The following is a 26139-nucleotide window of genomic DNA, read 5'->3' on the forward strand; positions in this document are numbered from 1 at the left end:
GCGCAATGGGGCGATCACATGGGGCCAGATCGGAGGCGGGCTGGTCGCGCGGTTTCTGAGCACCCGCTTTGCGCTCACCGCTTTGGGGATCGAAGCGATGGGCGCCTATCTCGCAGCCCTCGCTCTGGCGCTGATCGCAAGCATTGTGACCGGCGCGCTGCAAAGTACGACGCTGCGGGCGCTCTCCCTTGCGCCGTTGGCAGAGAGACCGCGCCTCTTCAACGCGCTGATTGGGCTGCATCTGCGGGTCGCGCTGTGCGTGGCCGGGATCGGCGCAGTTCTGGGCCCGCCCGCGCTGGCGCGGCTGTTCGAGCTGCCCCCCGCGCTGGCGGATCAGGCCCGGGTCGCCTTCTTTTGCGTTCTGGCGGCGAGCGTCGTTGCGATCGCGCTCGCCCCGTACGAGATCGCCATGCAGGCACACGAGCGCTTCGGGCTGTTCGCCGCGCTCGATCTGGTGCGGGCGGTGGCGCTGATCCCGTTAGCCTATCTTCTGATCGGGCAGCCTACGCCGCCGCTTGCCGCTTTCGCCGCGCTGTCCGCTGGGCTGAGCCTGAGCGCCACGCTTGCCGGGGCGTGGCGGGTGCGCAAATCCCTGCCCGAGACGCGGCTGCATCTGCGCTGGATCCTGAACATCCGCCCCGCGCGCGGCCAGAGCGCGCTCCTGTCGTGGTCGGTCCTCGGCGGGCTGGCGACGAGTGCGCGGGCGCAGGGCATGGTGCTTCTGATGGCGGCGCTGGGCGGTCCGGTCGCGAGCGCGGCCTATGGGCTGGGCAACCAACTCCCCGCCGCATTGCGCCAATTCGCCGAAGCCACGCGTCAGGTTCTGGCCCCGCGTATCTATGCCGATCATGCGACAAGAGGCTCTGACGGCAGCATCACCGGCGCGCTGGTCGCCAGCCGGATCGCTGCGCTGATCGCGTTCGGGGCGGCGATCCCGATGGCGGTGAACGCCCCGGCGCTGCTGTCGCTCTGGCTGGGCCGCAGCAACCCCGAGATGGTGCTGGTGGTGCGGCTGATGCTGGCGGCACTCGCGCTCGATCAGCTGAGCGCGGGCTTGGGGCTGGCGTTCCTCGCACGCGGTCGCATCGCATGGATGCAGGGCTGGGGCGCGGCGCTGGCGGTGATGAGCCTGCCCGCCGCCTTCCTCGCCGGTCGGACGAGTGGCGAAATCGGCGCAGCCCTCTGGGTCGCCCTCGCCGTCACTGCGGCGATCGCCGCGCTACGGATTATGCTTCTGACGCGCCTCTCCCCCGGCACCGCCACACGCTGGGCGCACGAGACCCTGATCCCTGTGCTGGCGAGCACACTGCCCGCGGCGCTTGGCGCGGCGCTGGTGCAGGCACTGCTGCCCGAGGGCGCGCCACGGCTGGCGCTGAGCCTCGGGCTCTGCGCGGCACTCTGGCTCGGGGCAAGCTGGCGGCTGGGGCTGAGCGCGCCGGAACGCGCGCGGCTGACTGCACTCCTGCGCCGCCGCCCGACGGAGGGTCCGGCATGAGCTCGCCATCCAAAAAACCGCGCGCCTTGCTCGCCCATGCAATCTGGGGGCGCGGCGGGGCCGAGGCGGTGGCCGCCTGGGCCCTCGTGGCGCTGCGCGAGCGGTTCGAACTGACCCTCGTCACGCGCGGCGGCTTCGATTGCGACACGCTCAACGCACTGGCGGGCACCGACCTCTCTCCCGGCGATCTGCGGGTTCTCACCCTTCCCGCGCGAAGCCGCATCGGCACGCTTGAGGCCGCGCGGTTCAACCGGACGCTGGCAGCGCTCGGGCGGGCCTACGATCTGCGGGTCTCGCTGTCAGGCGTCCGCCGCTGGAATGCGCCCGCGCTGCATCTTCTCTCTGCCCGCGACTGGCATCCCGCGCTGGCAGGGCGAACGGGCCCGCGCGCGAAGCTCCTGCGCCGCGTGATCGACGGCCCCGCCCTGCGCCCGCGCCCCGATGACACCGTGCTCGCCAATTCGCGCTGGCTGGCGGCAGCGAGCGCCCCGCTTTGCCCCGGCCGGGTCCGTGTGATCGCCCCGCCGGTGGCGCTGGCCGCCGTCCTCGGCCCGATCCGCGACTGGGAGGCGCGGCGGGAGGATGTGCTCGTCTTCGGCCGGATCGCACCGGAAAAACGGATCGAGCGGGCCATCGCCATCGTCGCGCGCGCTCGTGCCCAAGGGTTTCGCGGCAGGCTCGTGATCGCCGGGCCCGACGGGCCGCCCGATTACATGGCCCGGATCCGCGCGCTGATCGCTGGGCAGAATTGGATCGAACGGCTGCCACCTCAGAGCGGTGCGGCAAAAACCGCGCTTTTGGGATCGCTGCGCTACGGGCTCAACTGCTGCGAGGTGGAGGCCTTCGGCATCGCCACCGCCGAGATGGCCGCGAGCGGGATGATCCCTCTGGTGCCGCGCGGGACCGGGCAGGACGAGATCGTCTCCGCCCCGGACTGCCGCTTTTCGGACGAGGCAGAGGCCGCGCGCCGACTGCTGGCCCTGTCGCGCGACGCGGACCTGCAAGCCCGGCTCAGCGCCGCCCTGCGGGCCGACGTGACGCGCTTCGCCCCTGCCCGGTTCACCGCCGCCCTCGCGACCGCGGCTGCAGACCATCTCTCTGCCGACCCGCAGCCCCAACCGGAGTTCTCCCATGACCTCTCCCCCGCCTGAGATCACCGTTTTGCATGTCGTGCCGGACCTGCGCCGTTGCGCCGGTGGGATCGCCGCCAATGCGCCCGCTCTAGCGGAGGCGCTCGCGGCGCAGGGCATCGCGAGCCGGTTTCTGACCCGCGCCTTCGACCCGGACGCGGAGATCGCCGCGCGCTGCCTGCGCGTCGCGCCCACGCAAGGTCCGAACGTCGCGCAGCTCGCACGAGCGATGGCCGGGATGCGCGCGCAGGTGCGAGCCGGCGCGCGGATGGTGGTGCATAGCCACGGGCTGTGGAACCCGCTGAACCATGCGGGGCTGCGGCTTGCGGCCGATCTGGGGCTGGGCCGGATCGTCAGCCCGCACGGGATGCTGCTGCCATGGGTGCGGGCGCATAAGCGGCGCAAGAAAGACCTCGCGTGGCACCTGTATCAGCGCCGTGATCTGGCGCGGGCGGAGCTTTTGCACGTCACCTCGCAAGCCGAGGCGGAGGCGGTCGCAACCCACTGTCGCGGCGCGCAGATCGCGCAAGTTCCGCTGGGGATTGCCTTGCCGCCGGAGAGTACACCAACCCGGACGCGCAGCCCGAATGGGCGCAAACGGCTCCTGTTTCTCGGGCGGCTGCACCGGGTCAAGAACCTCGACACGCTGATCCGCGCCTTCGCCGCCTGCGCGCCGCGCGATTGGGAGCTGCGGATCGCAGGCCCCGACGAGGAAGGCCTGACCCCGGCGCTTGGCGCGCGCGCCGCCGAGCGGGGTGCAGCAGAACGCATCACCCTCGCAGGACCGGTGTGGGGTGCTGCGAAACAGGCGGAAATCGCTGCGGCAGATGCGCTGATCCTGCCGAGCCATACCGAGAATTTTGGCACTGTGGTGGCCGAGGCGCTGGCCGCCGCGCGTCCCGTGATCGCGACGACCGGAAGCCCTTGGGGTGAACTGAGCGCGTCGGGCTGCGGCTGGTGGGTCGCGCCCGATCTGGCGGGCTTGGGCGGCGCGATTGCGGCGCTTGGTGCGACCACCGCGCCCGAGCGGGCGGCGATGGGCGCGCGCGGGCGGGCGCTTGTGGCCCGGGCCTATCTCTGGCCGCAGGTCGGGGCGCAGATGGCGGCGCTTTATCGGCAGGCCGCGGCCCTGCGTGCGGAGGCCGGGCGGAGCGGCCACGGCGCTGCAGCCCAAGACCCTGAGCGTCTCGCCAGCCTCATCGGGAGGGCGGGCGAATGAGCCTCATGCTGCGCCACCGGATCGACCGGCTGATGAGCTATCACCTCGCCGAGCGGCTGCCCCAGCAGGGCCTTGCACTCGCGCGGGGCAACGGGCTCAGCGCCTATTGGTTTCGCGAGACGCTGAATTTCGGCGATCTGCTGACGCCCGCTATCCTGCGCCATCACGGTTTCACCCCGGTCCATGCCTATCCCGACCGCGCCCAGTTGACCGCGACCGGATCGGTGCTCGAACACCTGACCGAGCAATATCGCGGCACGATCCTCGGCTCCGGGTTCATCGATGCCCGCAGCACACGGCGCTTCACTGGGGCGCGGATCGTGGGGCTGCGCGGCGCGCTGAGCCGGGACCGGATCGAGGGCGTGGGCGACGGGGTCATCCTCGGGGATCCGGGGCTTTACGCAACGCGGCTTCTCGTTGGAGGGACCGAGAAACGGCCCTCCCTGCCCGCGCCGACCCATGCCTTCGGGCTCGTGGCCCATCACGCCCATCTCGACGCGCCGGAATTCGCGGCGCTGAAGGCGCGGCACGGGGCGGCAATCCGGCTGATCTCGCCCGCCGCGCCGCCCGCGCAGGTGATCGCGCAGATCGCCACATGCGAACGTATCGCTTCGGCCTCGCTGCACGGGCTCATCGCGGCGGATGCGCTTGGCCTGCCCGCGATCTGGCTTGCCGCGCCGGGGCTGATCGGCGGGCGGTTCAAATTCGACGATTACGCCAGCGCGGTGGCCCGGCGCGGCTGGGAGCCCGCGGCGCTTACAGGCTCGGAAAGCCTCGCCGATCTGTGCGCTCTCGCGAGCTGCGCCCCGCAAGACGCCATCGACGGCGTGATCGCCGGGCTGGCCCGCGCCTTCACCCAATTCGCCGAGGAGGTCGCCTTCGCATGACCGCGCTTTCGCCAAGGATGGACCGCACGCCCCGCCTCTGTACGCCCAGCGCCGAGCCCGACCGCTGCGCCGATCTGAGTGTGGTGATCCCGCTGCACGACAAGGCGCCCTTCATCGCGCGGACGCTCGCCTCGATCGAGGCGCAGCGGCCTGCGCCAGCCGAGGTGGTGGTGATCGACGACGGTTCCAACGACGAGGGCGCCGCACTCGTGGAGCGGATCGCCGCGCGTTCGCCGCTTACTATCCGTCTCATCCGGCAGGACAATCGCGGCGTGAGTGCCGCGCGCAATGCCGGGATGCGGGCGGCGCGGCGCGACTGGATCGCCTTTCTCGATGCCGATGACACCTATCTGCCGGGCGCGCTGGCCGCGTTCGAGCGCGCAAGGCGGACGGTCCCGGGGGCGGAGGTGATCTTCGGCGAGGTGTGCCACGCGGGGCTGGATAGTCTCTCCGCGCCTGAGCTTGCCGAGGCTCCGGTGCTTTTCCTGACCGATTACTTCGCGCATCTGGTTCGGGGCGGGCCAGAGGTTACCGCCTCCTCGGTGATGATCCGCCGGGGCGCGCTTATCCGCGCGGGCGGATTTCCCGAGGGCGTGACGGTCGGCGAGGACAGCGACACGTGGTTTCGGCTGGGCTGCGAGGCGCGGTTTGCCTATATCCCCGCCCCCGTCGCCCGCTACCACATCGAAGACGGCGCGAGCGGCTGGCGCGCGCATCAAGGCGAGGTGCCGCATTGGCATCAGACCTTCGCGGACTGGATCGCGCGCAGACGTATCGCTTTGCCGCGACGGCGGAGCGCGGCGCGGTTTCACGCCTATTCCTGCCTGCATGCGGTGATCTGGCAGGCGAATGCGGGCCATCGGGACTTGGCACTCGCGCGGCTGGCGCAGGTGGATTGGCAGGTCGCGCCGAAAGCGCTCTGGGCGAAGGCGCTGGCGATCACGCTCGCCCCTTGGCTGCTGAGGGTGTGGCTGCGACTGAAACCTCGGAGGGCCGCGCGATGAACGGGGGGGAGCTGGAGCTGTCCCGTGCGATCCGCACGCAAGTCGACACCCTTGCCGGGGATTTGCAAAAGCTGGCGGAGGCGCCGGGCCCTGCGGCGCTGCGACAGGCGCGCACGGGCTGTGCCTTGCTCGCGCATCACCTCGCGCAGGGAGAGGCCGCGCAGGGCTTCGCGGCTCTGGCGGGGTGGCTGAAGCTGACCTATGGCGCCGCGCGGCTTCCCCAAACCGAGGACGACGGGGCTGTGGCTGCTGCGCGCTGGCACGACAGGCTGAGCCCGGAGCTGTCCGAAGCAGCCCGCACCACACTTACGCAAGGCTTGGCGCGGCTGACCGAGACACTGGCCCGACCGCCCGGTCATGCGCTGCGGGCGCTGTTCATCGGGGATTGCCTGATCTGGGATATCGCGACGCAGCTTCAGATCGCGGCAGCGGCGGAGGGCATCGCGATCACGCCGCAGCTCTGCGCCCAGCGCGACGGGGCGGAATTGCACCGGGCGGTGGAGGGGATCGGTCCGGTCGATCTGGTCTTCTACGCCCCTTTCGGTTTCGGCTTCGCGGAAAGCTATGCCCGCGCCCTCGCGCCCGGCGCCCTCCTGCGCCCGATGGCGCGCGACCTGCCCGGCTTGCGCGCCACCTTGGACGAGGTGGAGGCGACGCTGTCCCACCTCCTCGCGCGGACCGACGCCCCGGTTTATCTGCATGACATCTCGGGCGCGCGGCAGGCTTCGGACTGGCGCGGTGCGGCGGCGGATCGCTTCGGCGCGCGGAGGCGGGCCCGCGTGGCGGCGTGGCTGAACGCAAGGCTCGACGCGCTGGTTCAGCGGGCGGCGCGCCCGGTTCTGCGCATCCCGGAGGCTGCAGAGGTGCATCGTCTGGGTCCGGCGGCGGGGCGCGTTCTCTTCGAGGCGGGCGATCTGCACCCCACGGCGTTGGCCGCATCGCTTGCATCCGGCCCCTATCTGCGCGCCTGCCGTGCGGCGCATCTGCTCTCGCGGCGCAAGCTCGTGGTGAGCGATCTCGACAACACGCTTTGGGCCGGTGAGATCGGCGAAGGTCCGATCACCCATCACCACGACCGTCAGGCGCTGCTGCTGAGATTGAAGGCGCGCGGGGTGCTGCTCGCGGTGGCCTCGAAGAACGATCCAGCGAATATCAGTTGGCGGGGTGCTGAGCTGCGGGCGTCCGATTTCGTCGCGTGCGAGATCGACTGGGCGCCGAAGGCGGGCCATATCGCCAAGATCGCGGCGCAGCTGAACCTCGCGCCCGAGAGCTTCGTCTTTCTCGACGATCGCGCGGATGAGCGCGCGCTGGCCGAAGCCGGGTGTCCGGGGTTGCTGGCCCTCGACCCGAACCTGACCCAGACGTGGCAGCTGTTGGACGACTGGGCCGTTCAGCGCGCCGCGTTTGCGGGTTCCGACCGCACCACGCTCTATCAGGCGCGGGCGGCGCGGCAGGACTATGTCGCCACCCCGTCGGAAGACCCCGGCGCCGCTTATCGCCAGCTTGGACTGCGGGTCGCCATCCGCATCGCCAAGCGGCGCGATCTGCCCCGGGTGGGTGAGTTGATCGCGCGCACCAATCAGTTCAACACGACACAAGTGCCGATCTCGGCCAAGGAGCTATCCGATCCTTCTCGCCGCGTTCTGATCGCCGAAGCGCGTGACAGGTTCGGGTCGATGGGGATCGTGAGCGCGCTTGTGATCGCGGATGGGGCCGAGGCGAGTGAAATTACCCAATTCGTTCTCAGTTGCCGGGCCTTCGGCTACGGGATCGAGACGGCACTGTTGCAGACTGCGTTGGCGGCACAGTCGGGCCGTCCCTTGCGTGGACGGATCAACGAGAGCCCCCTCAACGCGCCGTGCCGGGAGGTCTATGCCGCGAACGGCTTCAAGCTGCAGGACGGGATCTGGACGGCACAGGAGCCACGGCCCGATCTGATCCCCGACTGGCTGAGCCTCGACATCGCGCCCGACCTGCGCGCGGTCGCCGCACAGGTCTCGGCATGAGCGTGGGTCTTCCCCATCGGCACGACATTCAGGTGCTGCGCACGCTCGCCGTGGCAATGGTGGTGCTCTATCACGCGGAACTGCCCCTCGCGGGCGGCTATCTCGGGGTCGACATCTTCTTCGTGATTTCGGGCTACCTGATCACCGGGATGATCGCGCGCGCGCTGGCCGAGGGGCTGTTTTCCTTGCGCGCGTTCTACCTGTCGCGCGCCAAGCGCCTGCTGCCTGCGGCCTTTGCCGTCTATCTCGCAACCGCCGTGGCTGCGCTGTGGCTGGCGTCGCAAGCCGAGATGGCGCGGTTCCTCGAAACGCTCGGGGCGGCGTTGAGCTTCACCTCGAATATCGCGCTTTGGCGGAGCGTGAATTACTTCACCGCCGGCGCGCAGTTGAACCCGCTTCTGCATAGCTGGTCGCTGTCGCTGGAGGAGCAGTTCTACCTCGTCACGCCCCTCGCCATGCTGATTACGCCGCGCAGGCATTGGCCGAAGCTACTGATCGGCGCGCTGACGGTCAGCCTCGCCGCCTGCCTCGTCTTGGCTCCGCGCAGCCCGGTTGCGAGCTTTTTCCTGCTGCCGACGCGGGCGTGGGAATTGATGGCCGGGGCAGTGATGATGCTGTTCGAGCCGCAGATCGCAAAGCGTGCCGGACGCTGGCTGCGTCTGCTCAGCCCCTTGGCGCTTGTCGTTTTGCTGGCGGTCTGCACTGTCGCGCCGGGTGCGGGCTGGGGCTCGGTCCATCCGGGGCTGGATGCGGTGATCGTGGTCGGGGCCACGGCGCTTGTGATCGCGGCGCGACCGCCTTGGATGAATGGCGGCCATTGGGTGACGCGACCGCTCCTCTGGCTCGGCGGGATTTCCTATGCGCTCTATCTCGTGCATTGGCCGCTTTTCGCGCTGACGCGCAATGCGTGGCTGGATGCGCCTCTGCCGCTCTGGCTGCGGCTGAGCCTGATCGTGGTTTCGTTGGCGCTCGCCCATCTACTGCATGTCTGGGTCGAGCGCCCGCTGCATCGCGCGTCGCTGCCCTCATGGCCGCGCGCGGCGGGGCTGGCGCTCGGCGGGACGGTGGCGCTGTGGCTGATCGCCCTCGCCCTGCCCGGCCTGCGCACGCCTCCGCGCGACTACCTCGCGCTCGGGGCCGCCAATACCGGGAGCGCGCCGGGATGCGACTTCACCGGGGCGTTCGACCCGGAGGCCCTGTGCACGACAGGCCCGCACCCGACCACGTTCCTATGGGGCGACAGCTACGCGATGCATCTGGCCGCGACCCTGCCTCCCGAGATCGGCCCCATCGCGCAGGCCACGAAATCCGCCTGCGCGCCGGTGCTCGGCCTGTCCCAAATTCAGCCGGAGGTTGGTCAGGATGCCATCTGGGGCGAAGGCTGCATCCGCTCGAACACGGCGATCGTCGCCTATCTGCAAGCCCATCCCGAGATCACCCGCGTCGTCATCTCCAGCCCCGTCGCACAGATCCTCGGCTCTGAACCGCAGGGCCTCGCGATGGAGCGCGGCCGGATCGTCCCCGTCGCGATGACCTTCGCCCGAGGCCGCGCCGCCTTGCACGCGGCGGTGCGAGCTATCGCCCGCCCCGACCGTCAGATCGTCATGGTCAGCCCGCCGCCCTCTGTTGGCACGAATTTCTTCGCCTGTCGCGGACGGGCCGAAAGCGGGCTTTTCAGCTTCGGCCCCCGCGCGCGCTGCGAGATGCGGCAGACGGAGGCGCGGGCCTATCGCGCGCAGGCCTTCACCGCGCTCGACGGGCTGGAGAAGATCGAAGGCGTGCGCGTATTGGACCTGATCGGCGTCCTTTGCCCCAACGATACCTGCCCGCTGGAGGAAGCCGGCACGCCGCTTTACCGCGATGCGGGTCACCTGAGCATCCAAGGCGCGCAGGCCTTGGGCGCGCGCGACGCATTGGGAATTCGCGCGCTGTTCGGTCTGGACGAAAAACTCACACGGCTGGAGAAATGAAAAACCCGGCCACACAGGGCCGGGTTCGTTCAGATCGCGATGGGCGCGCTCAGCTCAGGCCGAGCTTCTTCAGCCGGTTCTCACGGAGCCGGGCGAAATCGTCGCCCGCGTGATAGCTCGAGCGGGTCAGCGGCGTGGCAGAGACCATCAGGAAGCCCTTGCCGTAAGCCGCCTTCTCGTAGTCGCGGAACTCGTCCGGGGTGATGAAACGCATCACCGCGTGGTGCTTCGGCGTCGGCTGCAGATACTGACCGATGGTCAGGAAATCGACGTCGGCCGAGCGCATGTCATCCATGACCTGACGGACCTGCGGCGCGTCCTCGCCCAGACCGACCATGATGCCGGACTTGGTGAACATCGACGGGTCCAGCTCTTTCACGCGCTGCAGCAGACGCAGCGAGTGGAAGTAGCGCGCGCCGGGGCGCACGCCGGGATAGAGGCCCGGCACGGTTTCCAGATTGTGGTTGAAGACATCGGGGCGCGCCTCGACGACTTTCTCCAGCGCGGCGGGTTCGCATTTGAGAAAGTCCGGCGTCAGGATCTCGATCGTGGTGTCGGGCGAGCGGTGGCGGATCGCGCGGATCGTCTGGGCGAAATGCTCCGCCCCGCCATCGTCCAGATCGTCGCGGTCGACCGAGGTGATCACGACGTGGTTCAGGCCCAGCGTCTCGACCGCATGGGCGACGCGGCCCGGCTCGAACACGTCGAGCGCGTCGGGACGACCGGTGGCCACGTTGCAGAAGGAACAGCCACGGGTACAGATCTCGCCCATGATCATCATGGTGGCGTGACCCTGGCTCCAGCATTCGCCGACATTCGGGCAGCCTGCCTCTTCGCAGACGGTGACCAGCTTGTTGGTCTTCAGAATGTCGCGCGTCTTCTTGTAGCCTTCCGAGACCGGCGCTTTCACGCGGATCCAATCGGGTTTCTTGGGCTGAGCATTGTCGGCGCGATGCGCCTTTTCGGGGTGGCGTTCACCGGGCATCTTGAGATCGCGCATGATCCATCCTTTCGGAGTGCGGTTGTTGGTCACATAAGCCGATTGCGTCCCGGATGCAAATGCGCAAGCCCGAAGGCCGCCTTGCACATCGCGCGCGGCTGACCTGCGCGGAAGCGGCGCTCAGGATCGTCACAAGGATAATGAATTCAAAGAGGCTGAACTTCTCCGCGCATCCGAAAGGGTCTCACGCAGCGAATGCCGCAACTGCAAAGTCAGCGATTGTGACCGAAAGGGACATCCGCTAGTCAGTACACTCTCCAAAACGCAACCTCCCCAACCGACAAAGGAGACCTCCCCATGCTTTCCGGTTCGAAACTGCCCGAAGTGACCTTCCACACCCGCGTGCGCGACGACAGCATCGAGGGGCCGAACCCCTTCCGCTGGGAGGACAAGACCACCTCGGATTACTTCGCAGGCAAGCGCGTGGTGCTGTTTGCACTGCCCGGCGCCTTCACCCCCACCTGCTCGACCTACCAGCTGCCCGGCTTCGAGAAGGGCTTCGACGATTTCGCCGAGCAGGGAATCGACGAGATCTACTGCCTGTCGGTTAACGACGCCTTCGTGATGAACCAGTGGGCCAAGGCGCAGGGCCTCGAGAACGTCAAGGTGATCCCCGATGGCTCGGGCGAGTTCACCCGCCGCGTCGGCATGCTGGTGCGCAAGGACAATCTGGGCTTCGGTCTGCGCTCGTGGCGCTATGCGGCCGTCGTCAATGACGGCGTGGTCGAAGCCTGGTTCGAAGAGCCCGGCCTTGAAGACAACCATGGCGCGGATCCCTATGGCGTGTCCTCGCCCGAGACCGTCATGGACTGGCTGGTCAACGCCAAGGCCGAAGCGGCGGCGTGACCCTATGCCGGCCCGTTTATCGGACCGGCTTACGAGGGATCGAGGCGCACGGCGCTCAGAAACGCCTGCGCGCCTGCGCGACCAGCCCCTCGCCCGCTTTTTGCAAGACCTGCGTGAGCGGGTCGAACCACGCCTCGGCATCGGACACTTCGCGGGCACGGACCAGCCTTACGGTCCGTGCCGGCTCCTCGTCGAACCGGCTGAGCGCGAGCGTCGGGAAGGCGCGGGTTTCCTGCAAGCTCGCGATCTCGGGCACCAGCGTCAGCCCCATCGCCTGCCCGGCCAGCGCGCAAAGCGTGGTCAGCGAGGACGCCCCCAGATCGATGCGCTGCGCCGCCCGCGTCAGCCCGCACAGCGCCAGCGCCTGATCCGCGAGGCAATGGCCTTCGTCGAGCAGCAAGAGCTGATCCGGGTCGATCGCCTGAGGTCTGAGGCCGCGCACCATGGTCAACTGATCCGGCGTCCCGGCGAGAAGGAAGCGATCCTCGAACAGCGGTGTCTCGAACAGTTCGGGCGCAGGCGTCGCGATGATCGCGGCATCGAGGCGCCCCTCGGCGATCTCGGCCAGCAGCGACTCGGTCGTGGCTTCGCGCAGCCGAAGCCCCCCTTGCGCGCGCAGCCCCGCCAGAGACGCAGGCAGCAGATAGGGCGCGATGGTCGGGATCACGCCAAGATTGACCTGCCCCAGCCCGCGCCGCGCCTCGGACTGGAGATCGCGCAACTCGCCCGCGACCCGCTCGGCGGTCTCCAGCACCCGCCGCCCCGCCCGCGTCAGCCGCACATCGCGCGGACGCCGCTCGACCAGCGGCTGACCCACCTGCTCCTCGAGCTCACGGATTTGCACCGAGAGCGCGGGCTGGCTGACATGGACGATTTCGGCGGCGCGCGAAAAAGAGCGTGCCTGACCGAGCGCCCGCAGATAGGTGAGTTGGCGAAGCGTAATATTCATAATCTTCGATTATCGATATGCGAAAAACTTTACAACTTCGCATTATATCATTTCCACATGGATGGCTCATGCCAAGAAGAGAACTCGTGAGGGTGCGCGCCATGCCCGAAAGGACGCGGACCGGTTACAAAAGGAAAGGACGCGAGGAAGCCTCACGCCCTTTCTTTCTTTTTATCAGAGCCTTGCGCAGCAAAGCTAAGGCAACACCTTAACTTTAACGGACTGTTAGGCGTTGACGGGTTAGCTGCGTGAGAGCGTCCAGATCGTTCTTTAAGAACGCCCGGACCGCCACTCACCCAATCATCGGACTGGCGCCACCATAGGTGTCGTCGTAATGCCGCTTGAGACGTTGCAGCGCGATGCGCAGGACGATCTTACCCGAGCGCGCCGACCAGCCGAGCCGCTTCTCCGCCGTCTCCAGCCCTTCGAGGAAGCAGCAGCAGCGCAGCGCCATGTCGCCCAGTCCCGGCCCGAGATCGCGCAGCGCCAGCGCCACCCGCTCACGCGCGGTGTCGGAGCCGCCACCCATCGCCAGCTCGGGGCGATACTGCCCGCGCCCGCCGCCGCCGGTCAGGAACCGTTCCCAGTTCTGCCCCACGCGCGGGCCCATCTGCGCCAGCTCGAAATCCTCGCGCAGACGCTCCCCTGCGGCGACGAGATCGGCGCCGAGGAACGGCCGCCCCTGCTTGTCACGCCGCCGCGCCAGCACCGCGAGCGGGCTTTCCGCCAGATTGGCGCGCACCCGGCGCTGATGCCCGTCCGCGTCGGCACGCGTCTCGTGGATGAACTCGCCATGCTGCGCGGCGAAGGGATTGGCGGCGGTCTCGCCGCGTGCTGCGGCCTCTTCCTCCAGCACGCGTTTCAGCGCCGCGCGCCCCGCCTGCGTGATCTCGTAGCTGGTGACGCGGCCCGCATGGGCGACCTCGATCCAGTCCTTGAGCGCGAAAGCCTGCGCCACCGCGCGCTCCAGCACGGCCGTGCGCACCGTGCCGCGCAGCACCACGGCCTTGTCCATCTCGCGCCCCACGATCAGGAGCGCACCCGGCTCGGCCAGGCGGCGCAGAATGCGGCGCGTCTCGCGGCGCAGCTGGTCTTCATCGGCGGGCGTCTCGGAGGGGCGGAAAGCAGCAGTCATGGGCGTGTCCTTTTGGAGCACGGTCGTCATCGGAGCCTCGGGATAATTGGCAGCGCCCGGCCCGGCCGCGCGGCCAAGACGTTCGAGCGCTTCATCGACCAGCGGATCGTCCCGCCGCGCCTCGATCCGGCGCACGCGGCGCAGGATGGTCGAGGCCGCGCACCCTTCCGCCCGTGCCAGTGCCCGTATCGGAACGCCTTCTTCGACATGGCGCAGATAGAGTCGGGCATGTTCGGGCAGCCAGGCGGGAAGCGCCGCCGGGGCCGGTGCGATCGAAGTCATATTGTCCCCCAGATTGCGCCGCGAAACGCGCGGCGAGTCCGTCCGGTAACAACCGTGAGTTGCTTTGGTTACCCGTTCGTTAATAAACGGGACGCCAGCAAGAATTCCTTAAACTTCCTAAACAAAGCTTTGCGGGGCGCGCGCTTGAGGGCGAAATTGCGCAACACCGCCTGAGGCTGGGTAACGCTCGGGATCTCACCTCAAGGGAGTTTCCGATGACCTTCGCATTTCGCCAGAAATCCACGCCCGCCTTCCACGCCCCGTCGCCCTTGCGCCTCGTCGAACCGGCCGAAGCCGACAGCGTCGCCCCTGATCCCGATCCTGTCACCGCCGTGGCGAAACTGCGCCGCCCGCGCCTGTTGATCCGCGCGGCCCGGCACGGGCTGAGCGATTACAGCCGCAAGCGCGACCTCAAACGGGTGATGCGGATGAGCGAGCTACCGCGTCCGGGAACGGCCCTGCGCGCGTTGATGGCCGAGGAAGCGGCGCTCGATCAGGCGCGGCGCGCGGGCGAGGCGACCTATTCGGTCGCCCGCCATATCGAGCTGCTGATCGCGCTTCTGGCGGAGGCGCGGCTTGCGCCGCAGCCGTCAGAAGAGTGCGCGAGCGCCCCGTCGCTCAGCGCGACTTGAAGAGCGAACCGAGAACCCCGCGCACGATCGTCTGGCCCGTCTTCGTGCCCAGCTGACGCGCAAGGCTCTTGCCGAAGGTCTCGAGGATCGTATCGGACCGGCGCGAGGACGTTTTGCGCGCTGGTTTCGACTTCGCCGTCGGATCGTAGCGCCTTGCATTGTTGAAATTGTCGAAGCCTTCATCGAGCTCGGAGCGGCCCGCAGCGGTCTTGGCCGCTTTCTCGCGCGCCTCGGCCTCCGCGGTCTCGCGCGCGGCCAGTTCGGCACGCTTGGCGAGAATCTCCTGCGCCGACTCGCGATCCACGGGCGTGTCGTATTTGTCGCCCAGACCGCTTGAAGCGATCACCGCGGCGCGCTCGGTATCGCTGAGCGGGCCGAGGCGCGACTGCGGCGGGCGGATCAGCGTGCGCTCGACCATGCCCGGCACGCCCTTCTTCTCGAGGAAGGAGGTCACCGCCTCGCCGGTGCCGACCTCCTTGATCGCTATCTCGGTGTCGAAGCTCGGATTGGCGCGGTAGTTCTCGGCCGCGCGGTGCAGATCGCGCTGATCCTTCGCCGTGAAGGCGCGCAACGCGTGCTGCACCCGGTTGCCAAGCTGGCTGAGAATGCCATCGGGCACGTCGCCGGGGTTCTGGGTGATAAAGAACACCCCCACCCCTTTTGAGCGGATCAATCGCGCCACCTGCTCCACCTTGTCGACCAGCGCCTTGGGCGCGTCGTCGAACAGCAGATGCGCCTCGTCGAAGAAGAAGACCAGCTTCGGCTTGTCGGGATTGCCGACCTCGGGCAGCTCCTCGAACAGTTCCGAGAGCAGCCACAGCAGGAAGGTCGCGTAAAGCTGCGGGCTGCCCATCAGCTTGTCGGCGGCGAGGATGTTGATCTGGCCCATGCCGTTTTCGTCGATCTGGATCAGGTCGGCGAGGTCCAGCGCGGGTTCGCCGAAGAACTGCGCCCCGCCCTGATTTTCCAGCACCAGCAGGTCGCGCTGGATCGCGCCGATCGTCGCGGTGCCGACATTGCCGTATTCCAGCGCGATCTCGTCCGCGCGCTCGCCGATATGGCGCAGCATGGCGCGCAGGTCGTCGAGGTCGAGCAGCGCCAACCCCTCCTTGTCGGCGATGTGGAAAGCGATGTTGAGCGCGCCTTCCTGTGCCTCGGTTAGCCCTAGAAGACGGCTCAGAAGCAGCGGCCCCATCTCGGAGACGGTCGTGCGCACCGGGTGGCCCTTCTCGCCGAACATGTCCCAGAAGACCGTCGGATAGGCGCGGTATTGCAGGTCGAACCCGATTGTCTGCGAGCGTTCCATGAAGGCGTTGTGCAGCTTGGCCTCAGCCGAGCCAGTCGCCGCGATGCCCGACAGATCGCCTTTCACATCGGCCATGAAGACCGGCACGCCCGCCTGCGAAAAGCCCTCCGCGAGGATCTGCAGCGTCACCGTCTTGCCGGTACCGGTCGCGCCCGCAACCAGCCCGTGACGGTTGCCGTATTGGAGCTTCAATTCCTGCGGGCTTGCGTAGCCTTCACCACCGCCCCCAACGAACACACCCTCTTCGGTCAGAACACCGGTCATCTTGCCCTCGCCAAACAAATTTCGGCTCCGACAATACTACCTTAACCCTTTTGCGCCAGTGTGATCCTGCCCCTGGAGTGCGCTTTTGCGCGGATGGGGGCGCTTCCTCCCTGTTGAACTGGCCGCGCCACGCTTGGCGCGGTCTTTTTCTTCTGTGCCAAGGGATTGCGTTCCGGAGTTCATCGCCTCACCGCCTGTCACACTTCCTCAACTTTGCCTGTTGACCTGTGAAAAATTACGGCCTAGCGTACCGGCAATGACGAAGTCGGCCAGTCCGACAGGGGGAAAAGGAAGGGGTCCTGAATGGGCCCCTTTCGCTTGGAAAGCCCAGCGTTCACTCCCCCCGGAATAGCCGATCCAGCCCGCGCGAGACGCGGCGGAATCTCCCCGCTCTTTCGGCGAAATCCCTCGCCTGCGCCAGCGCCGATGCAGGCCGTCGAGCCGCTCACGAAACTGTGGCAGTTTGCCGCCGATCCGTGAGCGCCGCTGCGGAATTCGCGACTGACAGGGGCGCAGCCCCGTGTTAAGCCTTCGCCCAATACGTTTCAGGAGAAGAGTAATATGTCTCAACTGACGAAACCGCTCGCCCTCGCTCTGGCCCTCGGCCTTGCAAGCGGGGCGTGGGCGCAAGATACCACCTCGAGCGACACGACCACGACCCCCTCGGCGGATGCGACCGCAGGCGCGACCACCGATGGCGCGGCGACCCCGGCGGCGGATGCGGGCGCAGACGCGACCAGCACCGATCAGGCACCCGACGCCACCGCGAACGGTGCTGACGCCACGCCGACGATGCCCGGCGCCGATCAGCAGGCCCAGAAGCCGCAGGAGCCGCAGACCTACATCAAGGCCACCTACGAAGACTGGCAGCTGCAATGCGCCAAGTCGCCCGACGGCAAGGATCCCTGCCAGATGTATCAGGTGATCAAGGACCAGAATGGCGGCAACGTGGCCGACATCTCGGTGATCGGCCTGCCCGATGGCAGCCAGGCCGCAGCCGGACTGACCGTGATGGTGCCGATGCAGACCCTGCTGTCGCAGAACCTCGTGATGCAGGTCGATGGCGGCAAGGCAATGGTCTACCCCTATTCCTTCTGCGACCCGCGCATGATGGGTTGCTTCGCGCGCTTCGGCGTCGGCAAGGCCGAACTCGAGTCGCTCAAGAAGGGCAGCAAGGCGACGATCACAATCACGCCGCTGGCCAACCCGCAGCAAAAGGTCAAAGCGGATATCTCGCTCAGCGGCTTCACCAAAGCCTTTGACGAGACCGTGAAAACCAACAAGGAAAACGGTGTTCAGCAGTAAGCTGGATTGGTGAGCTTCGGCTCGTAACCGTTTGAAATCAAATACGCCGCGCCCCATCCGGGCGCGGCGTTTTCATATCGCGCGCAGGGCCACGACCGCGTTAAGCCCTCCGAAAGCGAAGGCATTCGAGAGTGCCGCGCCGACCTGTGCCTTGCGGGCCGTATTGGGCACATAATCCAGATCGCAGTCGGGATCGGGGGTGGCGTAATTCGCCGTCGGCGCGATCACCCCATCGCCAAGCGCCATCAGGCAGGCGATCAGCTCCACCGCGCCGGTACCGCCGATGCAGTGGCCGTGCAGCGCCTTGGTCGAAGAGACCGCGACGTGATCGGCCGCCTTGCCCAACGCCGCGCGGATCGCGGCGGTCTCGATCCGGTCATTGGCTGCCGTGCCGGTGCCGTGGGCGTTGATATAGCCGACCTCTTCTGGCGCCATACCCGCATCGCTCAACGCGCCGGTGATCGCTGCGGAGGCCCCGTCGAGCGACGGCATCACGATATCGCTCGCATCGGAATTCATCGCGAAGCCCGCAATCTCGGCCAAGGGCTGCGCGCCACGCGCCTCGGCGCTCTCCAGCGTCTCGATCACGAAGACGCCCGCGCCCTCGCCCTGCACCATGCCGTTGCGATCCGCCGAGAACGGGCGGCAGCCATCGGGCGACATCACGCGCAGCCCTTCCCACGCTTTCAGCCCGCCGAAATTGAGCATCGCCTCAGAGCCACCCGCGAGCATCCCCTCGGCCATGCCCGAACGCACCATCTGGAACGCGAGGCCGATGGCGTGGTTGGAGCTGGCGCAGGCGGTGGCGACGGCAAAGCTCGGCCCCTGAAGCCCGTAGCGGATCGAGAGATGCGAGGGCGCGGCATTGGCCATCAGCTTCGGCACCGTCAGCGGATGCACGCGGTTCTTTTGATCCGCAAAGACAGCGCGATAGGCGTTATTCGCGGTCGTATGCCCGCCGCCTGCGGACCCGATGATGCAGCCCCAGCGGGCGGGATCGGGGGCTGCCTCCAGCCCCGCCTGCGCCATCGCCTCCGCGCCGGAGATCAGCGCGTATTGGGTGAAGGGATCGTATTGCGCGAGCTGCGCCGAGGTGAAGCGGTCCGACGCGTCATAGCCGCGGATCTGACCGCCGATGCGTATGCTCAGCCGCTCTACATCCTGGAAGCTGAGCGGGCCGATGCCGCTGCGCCCCTCTGCCATGGCCGCCTTGGTTGCCGCAACGCCCTCGCCGAGCGCGTTGATCGTGCCCGCGCCCGTGATGACGACGCGCCGCATCAGGCGACGGCGGTCGAAGGCTTGCCGCCCGAGACGAGACGCTCCACCGCGCCCACGATCGCGCCGACCGAAGACATGTCGAATTGCGAGGCGGCGGGCTCGTTGGCGTTGAACGGCACCGAGACGTCGAAGGCTTCTTCGATGGCGAAGATCACTTCGACGAGGCCGAGGCTATCGAGCCCCAACTCGTCGAGCGTCATCTCGGGCGAAAGTTCGGAGGGCTCGCGAAGGGCTTCGCGGGCGATGATCGAGAAAACCTGGTCTTGCACGTCTGGCCTCATATCTGGGGTTACTCCGTGCCGCCTTTTTGCGTGAGTTTCGTAACAGTTTCTCGAAGCTCGGCGATTTGCGCAAACAATCTCGGCAATCTGCGGACAGATTTGTTGATCTCGAGCTGCGTTTCCATCTTCACCGCCGGGCTCCCCCAGATCGTACGGCCTTTGGGAACGTTGGTATAGATATTGGTGCCGCCCGCCGCGATGACGTCATCGCCCACGGTGATGTTGTCCGAGACGCCGCATTGCCCTGCCAGCACCACGCGGTGCCCGATCCGAGTCGAGCCCGCGATACCGACCTGACCGCAGAGCAGGCAATCCTCGCCCACCTGCACGTTGTGACCGATATGGACCATGTTATCGAGCTTGCTGCCCGAACCGATCGCAGTCGCGCGCACCGTGCCGCGATCGATACAGGCATTGGCGCCGATCTCGACATCGTCTCCGATCTCGACCGTGCCGAGCGAATGGATGCGGGACCATTTCTGCTCGGTGATCTCCTCGCGCTGCTCCAGCGTGTGGCGGATTTCCTCGACACCCGAAGGATCAGGCGTGACGAAGGAGAACCCGTCCGAGCCGATCACTGCGCCGGGCTGACAGACCAGACGATCGCCGATCAGAACCCGCGCGCCGATCCGCGCACCGGGATAGATCAGCGCATCAGAGCCGATCTGCGCGCCCTCCGCGATGGTCACCTGCCCCACGATCCGCGCGTTCGGGCCGATCTTCGCCTCCTTGCCGATCACGGTGAAGGGGCCGATGGCGGCATCCTTGCCAATGATGGCGGTCGGGTCGATCACACAGGTCGGGTGGATGCCGGGCTCGACATTGGGGCCGGGATCGAAGGCTTTCGACAGCCCCGCCATGGCGAGACGCGGGCGGGTCACGAAGACCGCCGCCTCCAGCCCGAGCGCGCGCCAGTCGGCACCTTCCCACAGAAGCGCCGCGCGGGCCTTACCCTCGCGCAGTCCTTCGGCGTATTTCTCGCTCATCGCGAGGGCGATCTGATCGGGTTCCGCCGTCGCAGGCTCGGACGCGCCGGTCACCTCGATCGACAGGTCGCCTTCGGCGCGGGCGTTAAGCGCCTGCGCGATATGCTCGATTGTCTGGGACATGGCCGATCCTCTCATGGTCGTTTGGGGGCGCGCTTAACCGCCCCCTTTGCCAGAGATTTAGCTGTCCTGCGTGCCCAATTCCACCCCGGCCTTTTGCAAGGCGTTAAAGAGGATCGCGTCACGCCCATAGACGTCGCGGCGATACTCGACTTGCCCCGACGCGGTGGGCCAGGCGGTGAAGTAAGTCAGATGGACCGGGACGTGCTTTTCCAGCGGCACAACGGTTTCGCGCCCCGAATTGAGGATGCGCTTGAACTCAGCTTCCGGGTCGGAGCTTTGCGCGCCCAGCAGCGTGTAGGCCAGATCAAAGGGGTCGCCGACGCGCACGCAGCCATGGCTGAACGCCCGCGTCTCTTTCTTGAAGAGCGATTTCGAGGGCGTGTCGTGCAGGTAGATGTTCCAGCGGTTCGGGAACAGGAATTTCACCAGCCCCAGCGCGTTGCGGTTCGACGGCGGCTGCTTCATTGCGAAGGGGAAGTTGCTCGCGTTATAGGCGGCGAAATTCACCGCAGAGCGCGGCACGACGCGGCCCCGGCTGTCGATCAACTGCAGCTGGCTCGCCGCGTTCGGATTGCGCTTCATCTGCGGCAGGTATTCCTTGGTCACGATCGAGCGCGGCACATGCCAGGCCGGGTTGATGACCATCCGCTCCATCTCGTCGGAAAACTCCGGCGTGCGGCGGTCCGAGCTGTTCTGCCCGACCACCGTCACCGAGCGGAACGTGGTCTTGCCATTGTCGACTACGCGGACCGAGAAATCGGTGATGTTGACCCAGACGTAGCGGCCCGAGAAATCGATGCCGTTCATCCAGCGCAGACGCTCCATCGCGACGAGGATGGCTTTCATCCGCGCCTCGGGGCTCTTGTTGATCTCGCCCAGCGTGCTCGGCCCTGCGACGCCATCGGTCGCGAGCCCCTGATCGGTCTGATAGGCCTGCACCGCCTTTTGCATCTCGGCGTCATAGGTCGCGCTGGCAGAGCGGCCCAGATAGCCCATCCGCTGCAACCGGTCGCGCAGCGCCACGACATCCGGCCCGCTATCGCCGGGCTCGAGCTTGGTGCCGGGCACCGTCGGCCCCCAGCCGCCCGCTTCGATCTGATGCTCCAGATCGAGACGCGCTTTCACGAGCTGCGCATATTGCGGCATCTGCGGAGCCAAATCGCGCAGGAACAGCGCCGGGTTGGTCGAGGCCGCAAAAGCCGTGATCCGGGCTTCGGGATCGGCGCGTTTGGGTTCGCGCTTGATATCGGAGATGACGCTATGCGGGTCGAGCACGCCATGCGACAGGTCATGGGCGTAATCCAGGAAAATCTGGCTCATCTTCACTTCGAGCAGACCGCGCTGACGCTCGGACTGGACGGCGGCGAAGGCGACACGCAGCCCCTCGGGGTCGTAATGCGCCGTGGGCAACCCCTGCATCGCCGACAGATCGAGCGCGCGCATGAAAGCCGCGCGGCGGCCCGCATCCTCGGCGGCGGTCCAGATCGGACGGTAATCGCGGGCGGCATAGAAGGCGGCCAGAGCGGGATTATCAGCGGCAGCCTCGGCCACGGCCTGAGTGAAGCCCGAAAGCTCGACCCCCGCCAATGGCGACATGGCCCCTTGGGCAGCAATCTGGGCAGTGCCTTGCGCCTGAGCGCCGGCGGCGAGCGTAGCTAGCGCGAAGGCCAGCCCTATCTTACGGAAATTGCGCGTCATAGCGTCTAAACCTCTGCCCGGTCCCATCGTTCCAGATGTTCCAAACTTACCTGCATCTGTCCAGCGAAGCGTTGCCTGCGCGCAACGAAGTGAGCCGACCCGCGCGGAACGATGCAGGGGCGCAACAGCGCCTTTCCGCCGCCTCTCACCCCGCACGCACACCGCTCCCACAAGGACGTGAGCGTATTTTTACTACCGGCAGGCGAAATTTTGCCGACATACCCCAACATGGCAAAGATGCATCAGTTCCGTTCTTTATCGATTAATCTGTCTATGCCATAAGGAGTAAGAAGTTTGGGTCTACCATCCCTCAACCGCCCGAAACAGGGCGGGAAATTCGAGAGACAGGCGAACACAGGAACTTGCTATGACGACGATTTCCCGGCGCGGCCTTCTGGGCGCATTTGCTGCGACCATGGTGACGGCAGCCCCCACCATGAGTAACGCTTTCGGTCTACTCAAGGGCGCTGGGGACATCCGACGGATCAAGATGTATAACGGTCGTACCGGCGAGACGCTCGACACCGTTTACTGGATCGAAGGCGAGTATATCCCCGACGCGCTGAAGGAAATCACCTACTTCGCCCGCGACTGGCGCACCAACCAGCTGAAAAACATCGACGCGCGCACCGTGGATATCGCGGCGGCAGCGCATAACCTGATGGATTCGCGCGAACCCTACATGCTGCTGTCGGGCTACCGCTCGCCGAAGACCAACGCCATGCTGCGCTCCCGCTCGAAAGGCGTCGCGAAGAACTCGCTGCACATGCAGGGTCTGGCGATGGACCTGCGGCTGAAGTCGCGCTCGGTCAGCCAGATGTACAAGGCGGCCGCCGCCTGCCACGCCGGCGGCGTTGGCAAATACTCGCGCTCGAACTTCGTGCACATGGATTGCGGCCCGGTGCGGCACTGGGGCTCCTGAGCCCCGCGCACCTCGCCAGACCGACCCGAACGCCGCTTTCCCGAGCGGCGTTTTTCTTTGCCTGCCCTGCCGGGGGCTGCCCCAAGCCGGAGACAGAAAAAGGCCCCGCATGGGGGCCCTTGATCGGTCGTGCGTAGCGATGCTCAGTCGAGCACGCGACCCTGTTGGCGGAAATAGGCCTCTGCCTCGGGGGTCAGATCGACCTTCTCATAGCCCGAAACCATGGGGCGCACATGCTGGCGGAAGCCGTGGCCGATGGTGAGCAGGTAGACATGGACCACCACGAAGCTCGCAATGGCGAAAGCCGCGAGGACGTGGAAATTCGCGATGATCTCCAGCCAGAACGAGCCGCCGTCGAGGTGATCCCAGAAGCCGTAGCTGAGATAGGCCAGCCCCGAGATCCAGATCGCCGGGAAGAGCATCATCTTGAGCGCGAAATAGGCCGCCGCCTGCAGCGGGTTGTGCCGCCGCTCGTAGCTTTTCACGTAAGGATGCTCCTCGCCCTTGAAGACGCCATAGGCGTAGAAGCGGCTAACCTCCCACATGCCCTGCATGCGCGGGATGAACTGCTTGTAGCCGCCCGTGGTGAACAGCCAGAAGGTCGCGAAGGCCCAGAGCAGCAGGAGCGCCAGCGCGACGACCGTATGGATCAGCACCGCCGCCCCGAAAGGCAGGATCGGATGCAGCCCCAGAAGCCGTGCGCCGGTGAAGAACAGCAGCATGATCGAGCCAACCTGGCTCCAGTGCCAGAGCCGGTTGAAGCGCGAATAAACCTTTACGCAATGCTCAGCCATGGTGGCCTCCATTCTTCTTGCCGCGGTTGATCAGGCGCAGCGCGCCATGGCCCAAGGCTCCCAGAAGCGCCATCAGGAACATCGCGAGCCCCAGCTTGCCGCCGAGATTGATTTCCGATCCGGGAACGTAGATCCCCGCCAGATCGGCCATCCGGCCGCCCTGCGTGTGGCAGCTTTCGCATTGCAGCGCATCGTCTGCGGGCGCGACCATATGGGTGATCGGCCAGTACATGTAGGTATGGACGAAATCGAACTCGCCCGAATACTCCACACCGGCATAGTCCATGCCCGCCTTGAGCGTTTTCTCCCAGTCGTAATAGGACCAGAGCGCGGTGCCGTTGCCGGGGCCATAGACGTTGTTATAGGCCAGCACATTGCGCTGTACGTCATAGGCCTGCGTGCCGACCATCCGCTTGAAGGGGAAGATGCGGCTGTCGGGCTGACCGGGATTGCCGCCTATCTTGTTGATCTCGACCACCTGCGTCGGGTCGATCTCTTCCTCCGGCAGGGTGAAGGTCATCTCGCCGTTGGACCAGGCGTAATAGGGCGTGACGTTCTCGCTCCATTCGAAATCGCCCTTCTTCGACATGTAGGTGTGCAGGTGCTTGCCATCGGATTGGGTGAAGCCCTCTTCGGTAATCGGCTTGCCGTTCTCGTCGAGCTTGCCCGCCGTGGACCAGTCCCAGACGGTCTTTGTGGCCACCCCGCCCCGCGCGAAGCTGGGGATGTGGCAGGTCTGGCAGGCCAACGTGTCGGTGTGATCGTTGAGCTTCGCCGCGATCAGCGGGTTCGGCCCTTCATGCGGGCTGTCGGTGTGGCACGACTGACAGGCGGCCGCATCATGCGCCGAGCCCGCCATGCGATCGGGATGCGGGTCGATCACGTCGGTCTCGTAGCGCGAGCCCTCGAAGACGTGCTTGTCCGAGACGTGGCAGGTCTCGCAGGTGAAGTTCTGACCGTCGGGCGACATATGGACATCGACGTCGCGCGACGGGTTGAACAGCGCCGAGCTGAGATCGCCATGCTTCACGTTATCGCCGCCACCGCCATAGAAATGGCAGTTGCCGCAATTGTCGCGTCCGGGCGGTGCGCCCACCGATTGCGCGGCCTCGGCCAGATCGACGGGCCAGGCGGCGGCACCGGTGATCGTCTTCGCGCCTGCGGCCACCGGTTCCAGCGGCGGCTCGCCCGCGAGGTTATCCTGTTTGGTATATTGGCCGGATTTGTCGTGACAGACGAGGCAGTCGACCTTGGTCGGATCGTCGGGCATCGGCTCACGCACGTCCGTCCAGCCATAGCCCGTGTGGCACGAGGTGCAGCGCACCTCGTTCGAGGCGACATTGCCGCAAAACGCGTTCATCTCATGCGCTTTGCCGAGCGTCTGGCCCGTGGCCTCGTTTTGGTATTCCCAGGTCCAGTGGACCGAATGCATCACCTGATTGGAGGCCTCAGTATGGCACGACAGACAGGCTTCCGTCACCTCGGAGCCCGACGCGAACGGCCCCTTGAGCTGATCGAATTTCGAGTGGTCGGCAGTGAGCTCTTTCACCGGATCGCTCATATGGGCGGCCTTCGAGGCCCCTTGCGCGACGGGCGTCGATTGCGCGCCGATTGCGGGCGTCTCCTCCGGGGGCGCGTCCTGCGCGTAGGCGGGAAGCTGGCCCAAAATCACGGCTGAGACGAATGCCGTGATCCGCAATGCACTCTGTGTCATCGATGCTCCGACTGGCTCACTACTGGTTACTCACATTGCTTAGCGCGATCGCGTCGATCACGGGGATGCGACATTTCGTGAGTTTTGCGTGACTTACTGTCGCATCGAATTGGGGCGATTGGAGGCGCGGCGCGCATCACGCAGCCCTGATCTGCCGTGAGCGGTGCGGCGAGGAACGAAGCGCTGCGCCCCGCGCTGAGCCTCACCGGGCGCGGACATCCCCGGTCCCGGCCCTCAAAGCGATTTCAAAGGAGAGTTTCATGCAGCGCGCACCCCGCTTCGTTCTTCCCGCCGCCCTCGCCCTTGCCCTCGGCTCGGGCGCGGCTTTCGCCGCCTCCTCGAGCAACGACGACTCGAAAACCGAATGGATCAACCCGGTCGTGAAGGACTACGGCAAGATGCACCCGGTGCCCGATGGCGCGCTCAGCCCCGATCCGAACAAGGACTGGAAGATCGTCTTCGATGTCGGAATGGGCGAGACGATGGACGGCGGCGTGAACGCGGCGCTGTGGCATGTCGCGCGCGCGGTGAACGTCTACGGCCATGCGGGCGTCGACAAGGAACATCGCAAATTCGCGGTGGTGCTGCATGGCGCGGCGACCTCGCTCGCGCTCTCGCCCGAGGCGTATGAGGACAAGTTCGGCAAGGACGACCCCGACACCAAGCTGAAGCAGGAACTCGCGGATGCCGGCGTCACGCTCTATGTCTGCGGGCAGGCACTGGCCGATCACGGCTTCACCGAGGATCAGGTCGGGCCGAATGTCGATGTGGCGCTCTCGGCTCTGGCCGCCGTGCCCGTGCTGGAAAGCCAGGGCTATCACCTTTTCCCGATGTAATCGCCCCTGTCATGCGGACATGAAAAAACGCGGGCAGTTTGCGCTGCCCGCGTTCTCTTTTGCTTGGCGGAGCGAGG

At 66.7% G+C, this 26139-nt stretch carries 22 protein-coding genes; 12 read left to right on the plus strand and 10 right to left on the minus strand.

Annotated features, from left to right (window positions below):
• Positions 1–97: 97 nt before the first annotated feature.
• The 7 genes from F8R15_RS06510 to F8R15_RS06540 are packed head-to-tail and all read left to right on the plus strand — an operon-like array spanning position 98 to position 9711.
• Positions 98–1495, plus strand: coding sequence for a lipopolysaccharide biosynthesis protein (locus F8R15_RS06510; RefSeq protein WP_152844033.1), 1398 nt, complete (start codon positions 98–100; stop codon positions 1493–1495).
• Positions 1492–2646, plus strand: a complete 1155-nt coding sequence (locus tag F8R15_RS06515) for a glycosyltransferase (RefSeq protein ID WP_152844034.1) — start codon at positions 1492–1494, stop codon at positions 2644–2646. Before F8R15_RS06510 ends, F8R15_RS06515 begins: the two co-directional genes overlap by 4 nt.
• Positions 2627–3844: a glycosyltransferase gene (locus F8R15_RS06520; RefSeq protein WP_152844035.1), complete on the plus strand. Its 1218-nt coding sequence runs from the start codon at positions 2627–2629 to the stop codon at positions 3842–3844. The genes F8R15_RS06515 and F8R15_RS06520 overlap by 20 nt, the downstream gene beginning before the upstream one ends.
• Positions 3841–4731, plus strand: coding sequence for a polysaccharide pyruvyl transferase family protein (locus F8R15_RS06525; protein WP_152844036.1), 891 nt, complete (start codon positions 3841–3843; stop codon positions 4729–4731). The genes F8R15_RS06520 and F8R15_RS06525 overlap by 4 nt, the downstream gene beginning before the upstream one ends.
• The gene (locus F8R15_RS06530) at positions 4728–5735 is read left to right on the plus strand and encodes a glycosyltransferase family A protein (RefSeq protein WP_172976178.1); all 1008 of its coding nucleotides are present in this window, start codon (positions 4728–4730) and stop codon (positions 5733–5735) included. The genes F8R15_RS06525 and F8R15_RS06530 overlap by 4 nt, the downstream gene beginning before the upstream one ends.
• Positions 5732–7741 (plus strand): HAD-IIIC family phosphatase, encoded by a 2010-nt coding sequence (locus tag F8R15_RS06535; RefSeq protein ID WP_152844038.1) that lies wholly within the window; start codon positions 5732–5734, stop codon positions 7739–7741. Before F8R15_RS06530 ends, F8R15_RS06535 begins: the two co-directional genes overlap by 4 nt.
• Positions 7738–9711 carry an acyltransferase family protein gene (locus F8R15_RS06540; protein ID WP_152844039.1) on the plus strand — a complete coding sequence of 658 codons (1974 nt, stop codon included), beginning with the start codon at positions 7738–7740 and terminating at the stop codon, positions 9709–9711. The genes F8R15_RS06535 and F8R15_RS06540 overlap by 4 nt, the downstream gene beginning before the upstream one ends.
• A 49-nt stretch (positions 9712–9760) precedes the next feature.
• Here the strand turns inward: F8R15_RS06540 and lipA are convergent, their stop codons facing one another.
• Positions 9761–10711 carry a lipoyl synthase gene (gene lipA / locus F8R15_RS06545; protein ID WP_078519270.1) on the minus strand — a complete coding sequence of 317 codons (951 nt, stop codon included), beginning with the start codon at positions 10709–10711 and terminating at the stop codon, positions 9761–9763.
• Between the two features lie 297 nt (positions 10712–11008).
• On the opposite strand from lipA, the gene F8R15_RS06550 reads away from it, so the two are divergent.
• Complete coding sequence (locus F8R15_RS06550; RefSeq protein ID WP_152844040.1) at positions 11009–11557, plus strand: peroxiredoxin; 549 nt, start codon at positions 11009–11011, stop codon at positions 11555–11557.
• Between the two features lie 55 nt (positions 11558–11612).
• Here F8R15_RS06550 and F8R15_RS06555 read toward each other — a convergent pair whose 3' ends face one another.
• Both F8R15_RS06555 and F8R15_RS06560 read right to left on the minus strand, forming a co-directional pair.
• Positions 11613–12506, minus strand: a complete 894-nt coding sequence (locus tag F8R15_RS06555) for a LysR substrate-binding domain-containing protein (RefSeq protein WP_152844041.1) — start codon at positions 12504–12506, stop codon at positions 11613–11615.
• A 292-nt stretch (positions 12507–12798) separates the two neighbouring features.
• On the minus strand, positions 12799–13923 hold the full coding sequence (locus F8R15_RS06560) for a DUF6456 domain-containing protein (RefSeq protein WP_152844042.1): 1125 nt from the start codon (positions 13921–13923) through the stop codon (positions 12799–12801).
• 215 nt (positions 13924–14138) lie between these two features.
• On the opposite strand from F8R15_RS06560, the gene F8R15_RS06565 reads away from it, so the two are divergent.
• On the plus strand, positions 14139–14555 hold the full coding sequence (locus tag F8R15_RS06565) for a DUF6477 family protein (RefSeq protein WP_306461390.1): 417 nt from the start codon (positions 14139–14141) through the stop codon (positions 14553–14555).
• Here F8R15_RS06565 and F8R15_RS06570 read toward each other — a convergent pair.
• Entirely contained in the window at positions 14542–16125 is a 1584-nt protein-coding gene (locus F8R15_RS06570; protein ID WP_152844043.1) for a helicase HerA-like domain-containing protein, read from the minus strand. The two genes, F8R15_RS06565 and F8R15_RS06570, sit on opposite strands and share 14 nt — an antisense overlap.
• 561 nt (positions 16126–16686) lie before the next feature.
• On the opposite strand from F8R15_RS06570, the gene F8R15_RS06575 reads away from it, so the two are divergent.
• On the plus strand, positions 16687–17430 hold the full coding sequence (locus F8R15_RS06575) for an invasion associated locus B family protein (RefSeq protein ID WP_152844044.1): 744 nt from the start codon (positions 16687–16689) through the stop codon (positions 17428–17430).
• Between the two features lie 72 nt (positions 17431–17502).
• On the opposite strand, the gene F8R15_RS06580 is transcribed toward F8R15_RS06575, so the two are convergent.
• Genes F8R15_RS06580 through F8R15_RS06595 form a run of 4 tightly spaced genes read right to left on the minus strand, consistent with a single transcriptional unit; the run spans position 17503 to position 21796 of the window.
• Positions 17503–18708: a beta-ketoacyl synthase gene (locus F8R15_RS06580; protein WP_152844045.1), complete on the minus strand. Its 1206-nt coding sequence runs from the start codon at positions 18706–18708 to the stop codon at positions 17503–17505.
• The gene (locus tag F8R15_RS06585; RefSeq protein ID WP_078546851.1) at positions 18708–18989 is read right to left on the minus strand and encodes an acyl carrier protein; all 282 of its coding nucleotides are present in this window, start codon (positions 18987–18989) and stop codon (positions 18708–18710) included. The genes F8R15_RS06580 and F8R15_RS06585 overlap by 1 nt, the downstream gene beginning before the upstream one ends.
• Before the next feature lie 8 nt (positions 18990–18997).
• Complete coding sequence (locus F8R15_RS06590; RefSeq protein ID WP_152844046.1) at positions 18998–20098, minus strand: UDP-3-O-(3-hydroxymyristoyl)glucosamine N-acyltransferase; 1101 nt, start codon at positions 20096–20098, stop codon at positions 18998–19000.
• 57 nt (positions 20099–20155) lie between these two features.
• Positions 20156–21796 carry a murein L,D-transpeptidase gene (locus F8R15_RS06595; protein ID WP_152844047.1) on the minus strand — a complete coding sequence of 547 codons (1641 nt, stop codon included), beginning with the start codon at positions 21794–21796 and terminating at the stop codon, positions 20156–20158.
• 367 nt (positions 21797–22163) lie between these two features.
• Between F8R15_RS06595 and F8R15_RS06600 the strand changes: the two genes are divergently transcribed.
• Complete coding sequence (locus tag F8R15_RS06600; protein ID WP_078546845.1) at positions 22164–22718, plus strand: DUF882 domain-containing protein; 555 nt, start codon at positions 22164–22166, stop codon at positions 22716–22718.
• Positions 22719–22861: 143 nt separating this feature from the next.
• Here F8R15_RS06600 and F8R15_RS06605 read toward each other — a convergent pair whose 3' ends face one another.
• Both F8R15_RS06605 and F8R15_RS06610 read right to left on the minus strand, forming a co-directional pair.
• A complete protein-coding gene (locus F8R15_RS06605; RefSeq protein WP_078603720.1) occupies positions 22862–23512 on the minus strand; it encodes a cytochrome b/b6 domain-containing protein in 651 nt (216 codons plus the stop codon).
• Positions 23505–25226, minus strand: coding sequence for a tetrathionate reductase family octaheme c-type cytochrome (locus F8R15_RS06610; RefSeq protein WP_216644114.1), 1722 nt, complete (start codon positions 25224–25226; stop codon positions 23505–23507). The genes F8R15_RS06605 and F8R15_RS06610 overlap by 8 nt, the downstream gene beginning before the upstream one ends.
• Before the next feature lie 260 nt (positions 25227–25486).
• Here F8R15_RS06610 and F8R15_RS06615 point away from each other — a divergent pair, with 260 nt between their 5' ends.
• Complete coding sequence (locus F8R15_RS06615) at positions 25487–26062, plus strand: DsrE family protein (protein ID WP_152844048.1); 576 nt, start codon at positions 25487–25489, stop codon at positions 26060–26062.
• Positions 26063–26139: the final 77 nt, after the last annotated feature.

This window comes from Thioclava sp. JE_KL1, assembly GCF_009296265.1.
Taxonomy (GTDB): Bacteria; Pseudomonadota; Alphaproteobacteria; order Rhodobacterales; family Rhodobacteraceae; genus Thioclava.

Coding starts and splice junctions, on each gene's coding strand:
- F8R15_RS06510 (WP_152844033.1), top strand. CDS start 98: ATGGGCGCCTATCTCGCAGCCCTCGCTCTGGCGCTGATCGCAAGCATT.
- F8R15_RS06515 (WP_152844034.1), top strand. CDS start 1,492: ATGAGCTCGCCATCCAAAAAACCGCGCGCCTTGCTCGCCCATGCAATC.
- F8R15_RS06520 (WP_152844035.1), top strand. CDS start 2,627: ATGACCTCTCCCCCGCCTGAGATCACCGTTTTGCATGTCGTGCCGGAC.
- F8R15_RS06525 (WP_152844036.1), top strand. CDS start 3,841: ATGAGCCTCATGCTGCGCCACCGGATCGACCGGCTGATGAGCTATCAC.
- F8R15_RS06530 (WP_172976178.1), top strand. CDS start 4,728: ATGACCGCGCTTTCGCCAAGGATGGACCGCACGCCCCGCCTCTGTACG.
- F8R15_RS06535 (WP_152844038.1), top strand. CDS start 5,732: ATGAACGGGGGGGAGCTGGAGCTGTCCCGTGCGATCCGCACGCAAGTC.
- F8R15_RS06540 (WP_152844039.1), top strand. CDS start 7,738: ATGAGCGTGGGTCTTCCCCATCGGCACGACATTCAGGTGCTGCGCACG.
- lipA (WP_078519270.1), bottom strand. CDS start 10,711: ATGCGCGATCTCAAGATGCCCGGTGAACGCCACCCCGAAAAGGCGCAT.
- F8R15_RS06550 (WP_152844040.1), top strand. CDS start 11,009: ATGCTTTCCGGTTCGAAACTGCCCGAAGTGACCTTCCACACCCGCGTG.
- F8R15_RS06555 (WP_152844041.1), bottom strand. CDS start 12,506: ATGAATATTACGCTTCGCCAACTCACCTATCTGCGGGCGCTCGGTCAG.
- F8R15_RS06560 (WP_152844042.1), bottom strand. CDS start 13,923: ATGACTTCGATCGCACCGGCCCCGGCGGCGCTTCCCGCCTGGCTGCCC.
- F8R15_RS06565 (WP_306461390.1), top strand. CDS start 14,139: ATGACCTTCGCATTTCGCCAGAAATCCACGCCCGCCTTCCACGCCCCG.
- F8R15_RS06570 (WP_152844043.1), bottom strand. CDS start 16,125: ATGACCGGTGTTCTGACCGAAGAGGGTGTGTTCGTTGGGGGCGGTGGT.
- F8R15_RS06575 (WP_152844044.1), top strand. CDS start 16,687: ATGTCTCAACTGACGAAACCGCTCGCCCTCGCTCTGGCCCTCGGCCTT.
- F8R15_RS06580 (WP_152844045.1), bottom strand. CDS start 18,708: ATGCGGCGCGTCGTCATCACGGGCGCGGGCACGATCAACGCGCTCGGC.
- F8R15_RS06585 (WP_078546851.1), bottom strand. CDS start 18,989: ATGAGGCCAGACGTGCAAGACCAGGTTTTCTCGATCATCGCCCGCGAA.
- F8R15_RS06590 (WP_152844046.1), bottom strand. CDS start 20,098: ATGTCCCAGACAATCGAGCATATCGCGCAGGCGCTTAACGCCCGCGCC.
- F8R15_RS06595 (WP_152844047.1), bottom strand. CDS start 21,796: ATGACGCGCAATTTCCGTAAGATAGGGCTGGCCTTCGCGCTAGCTACG.
- F8R15_RS06600 (WP_078546845.1), top strand. CDS start 22,164: ATGACGACGATTTCCCGGCGCGGCCTTCTGGGCGCATTTGCTGCGACC.
- F8R15_RS06605 (WP_078603720.1), bottom strand. CDS start 23,512: ATGGCTGAGCATTGCGTAAAGGTTTATTCGCGCTTCAACCGGCTCTGG.
- F8R15_RS06610 (WP_216644114.1), bottom strand. CDS start 25,226: ATGACACAGAGTGCATTGCGGATCACGGCATTCGTCTCAGCCGTGATT.
- F8R15_RS06615 (WP_152844048.1), top strand. CDS start 25,487: ATGCAGCGCGCACCCCGCTTCGTTCTTCCCGCCGCCCTCGCCCTTGCC.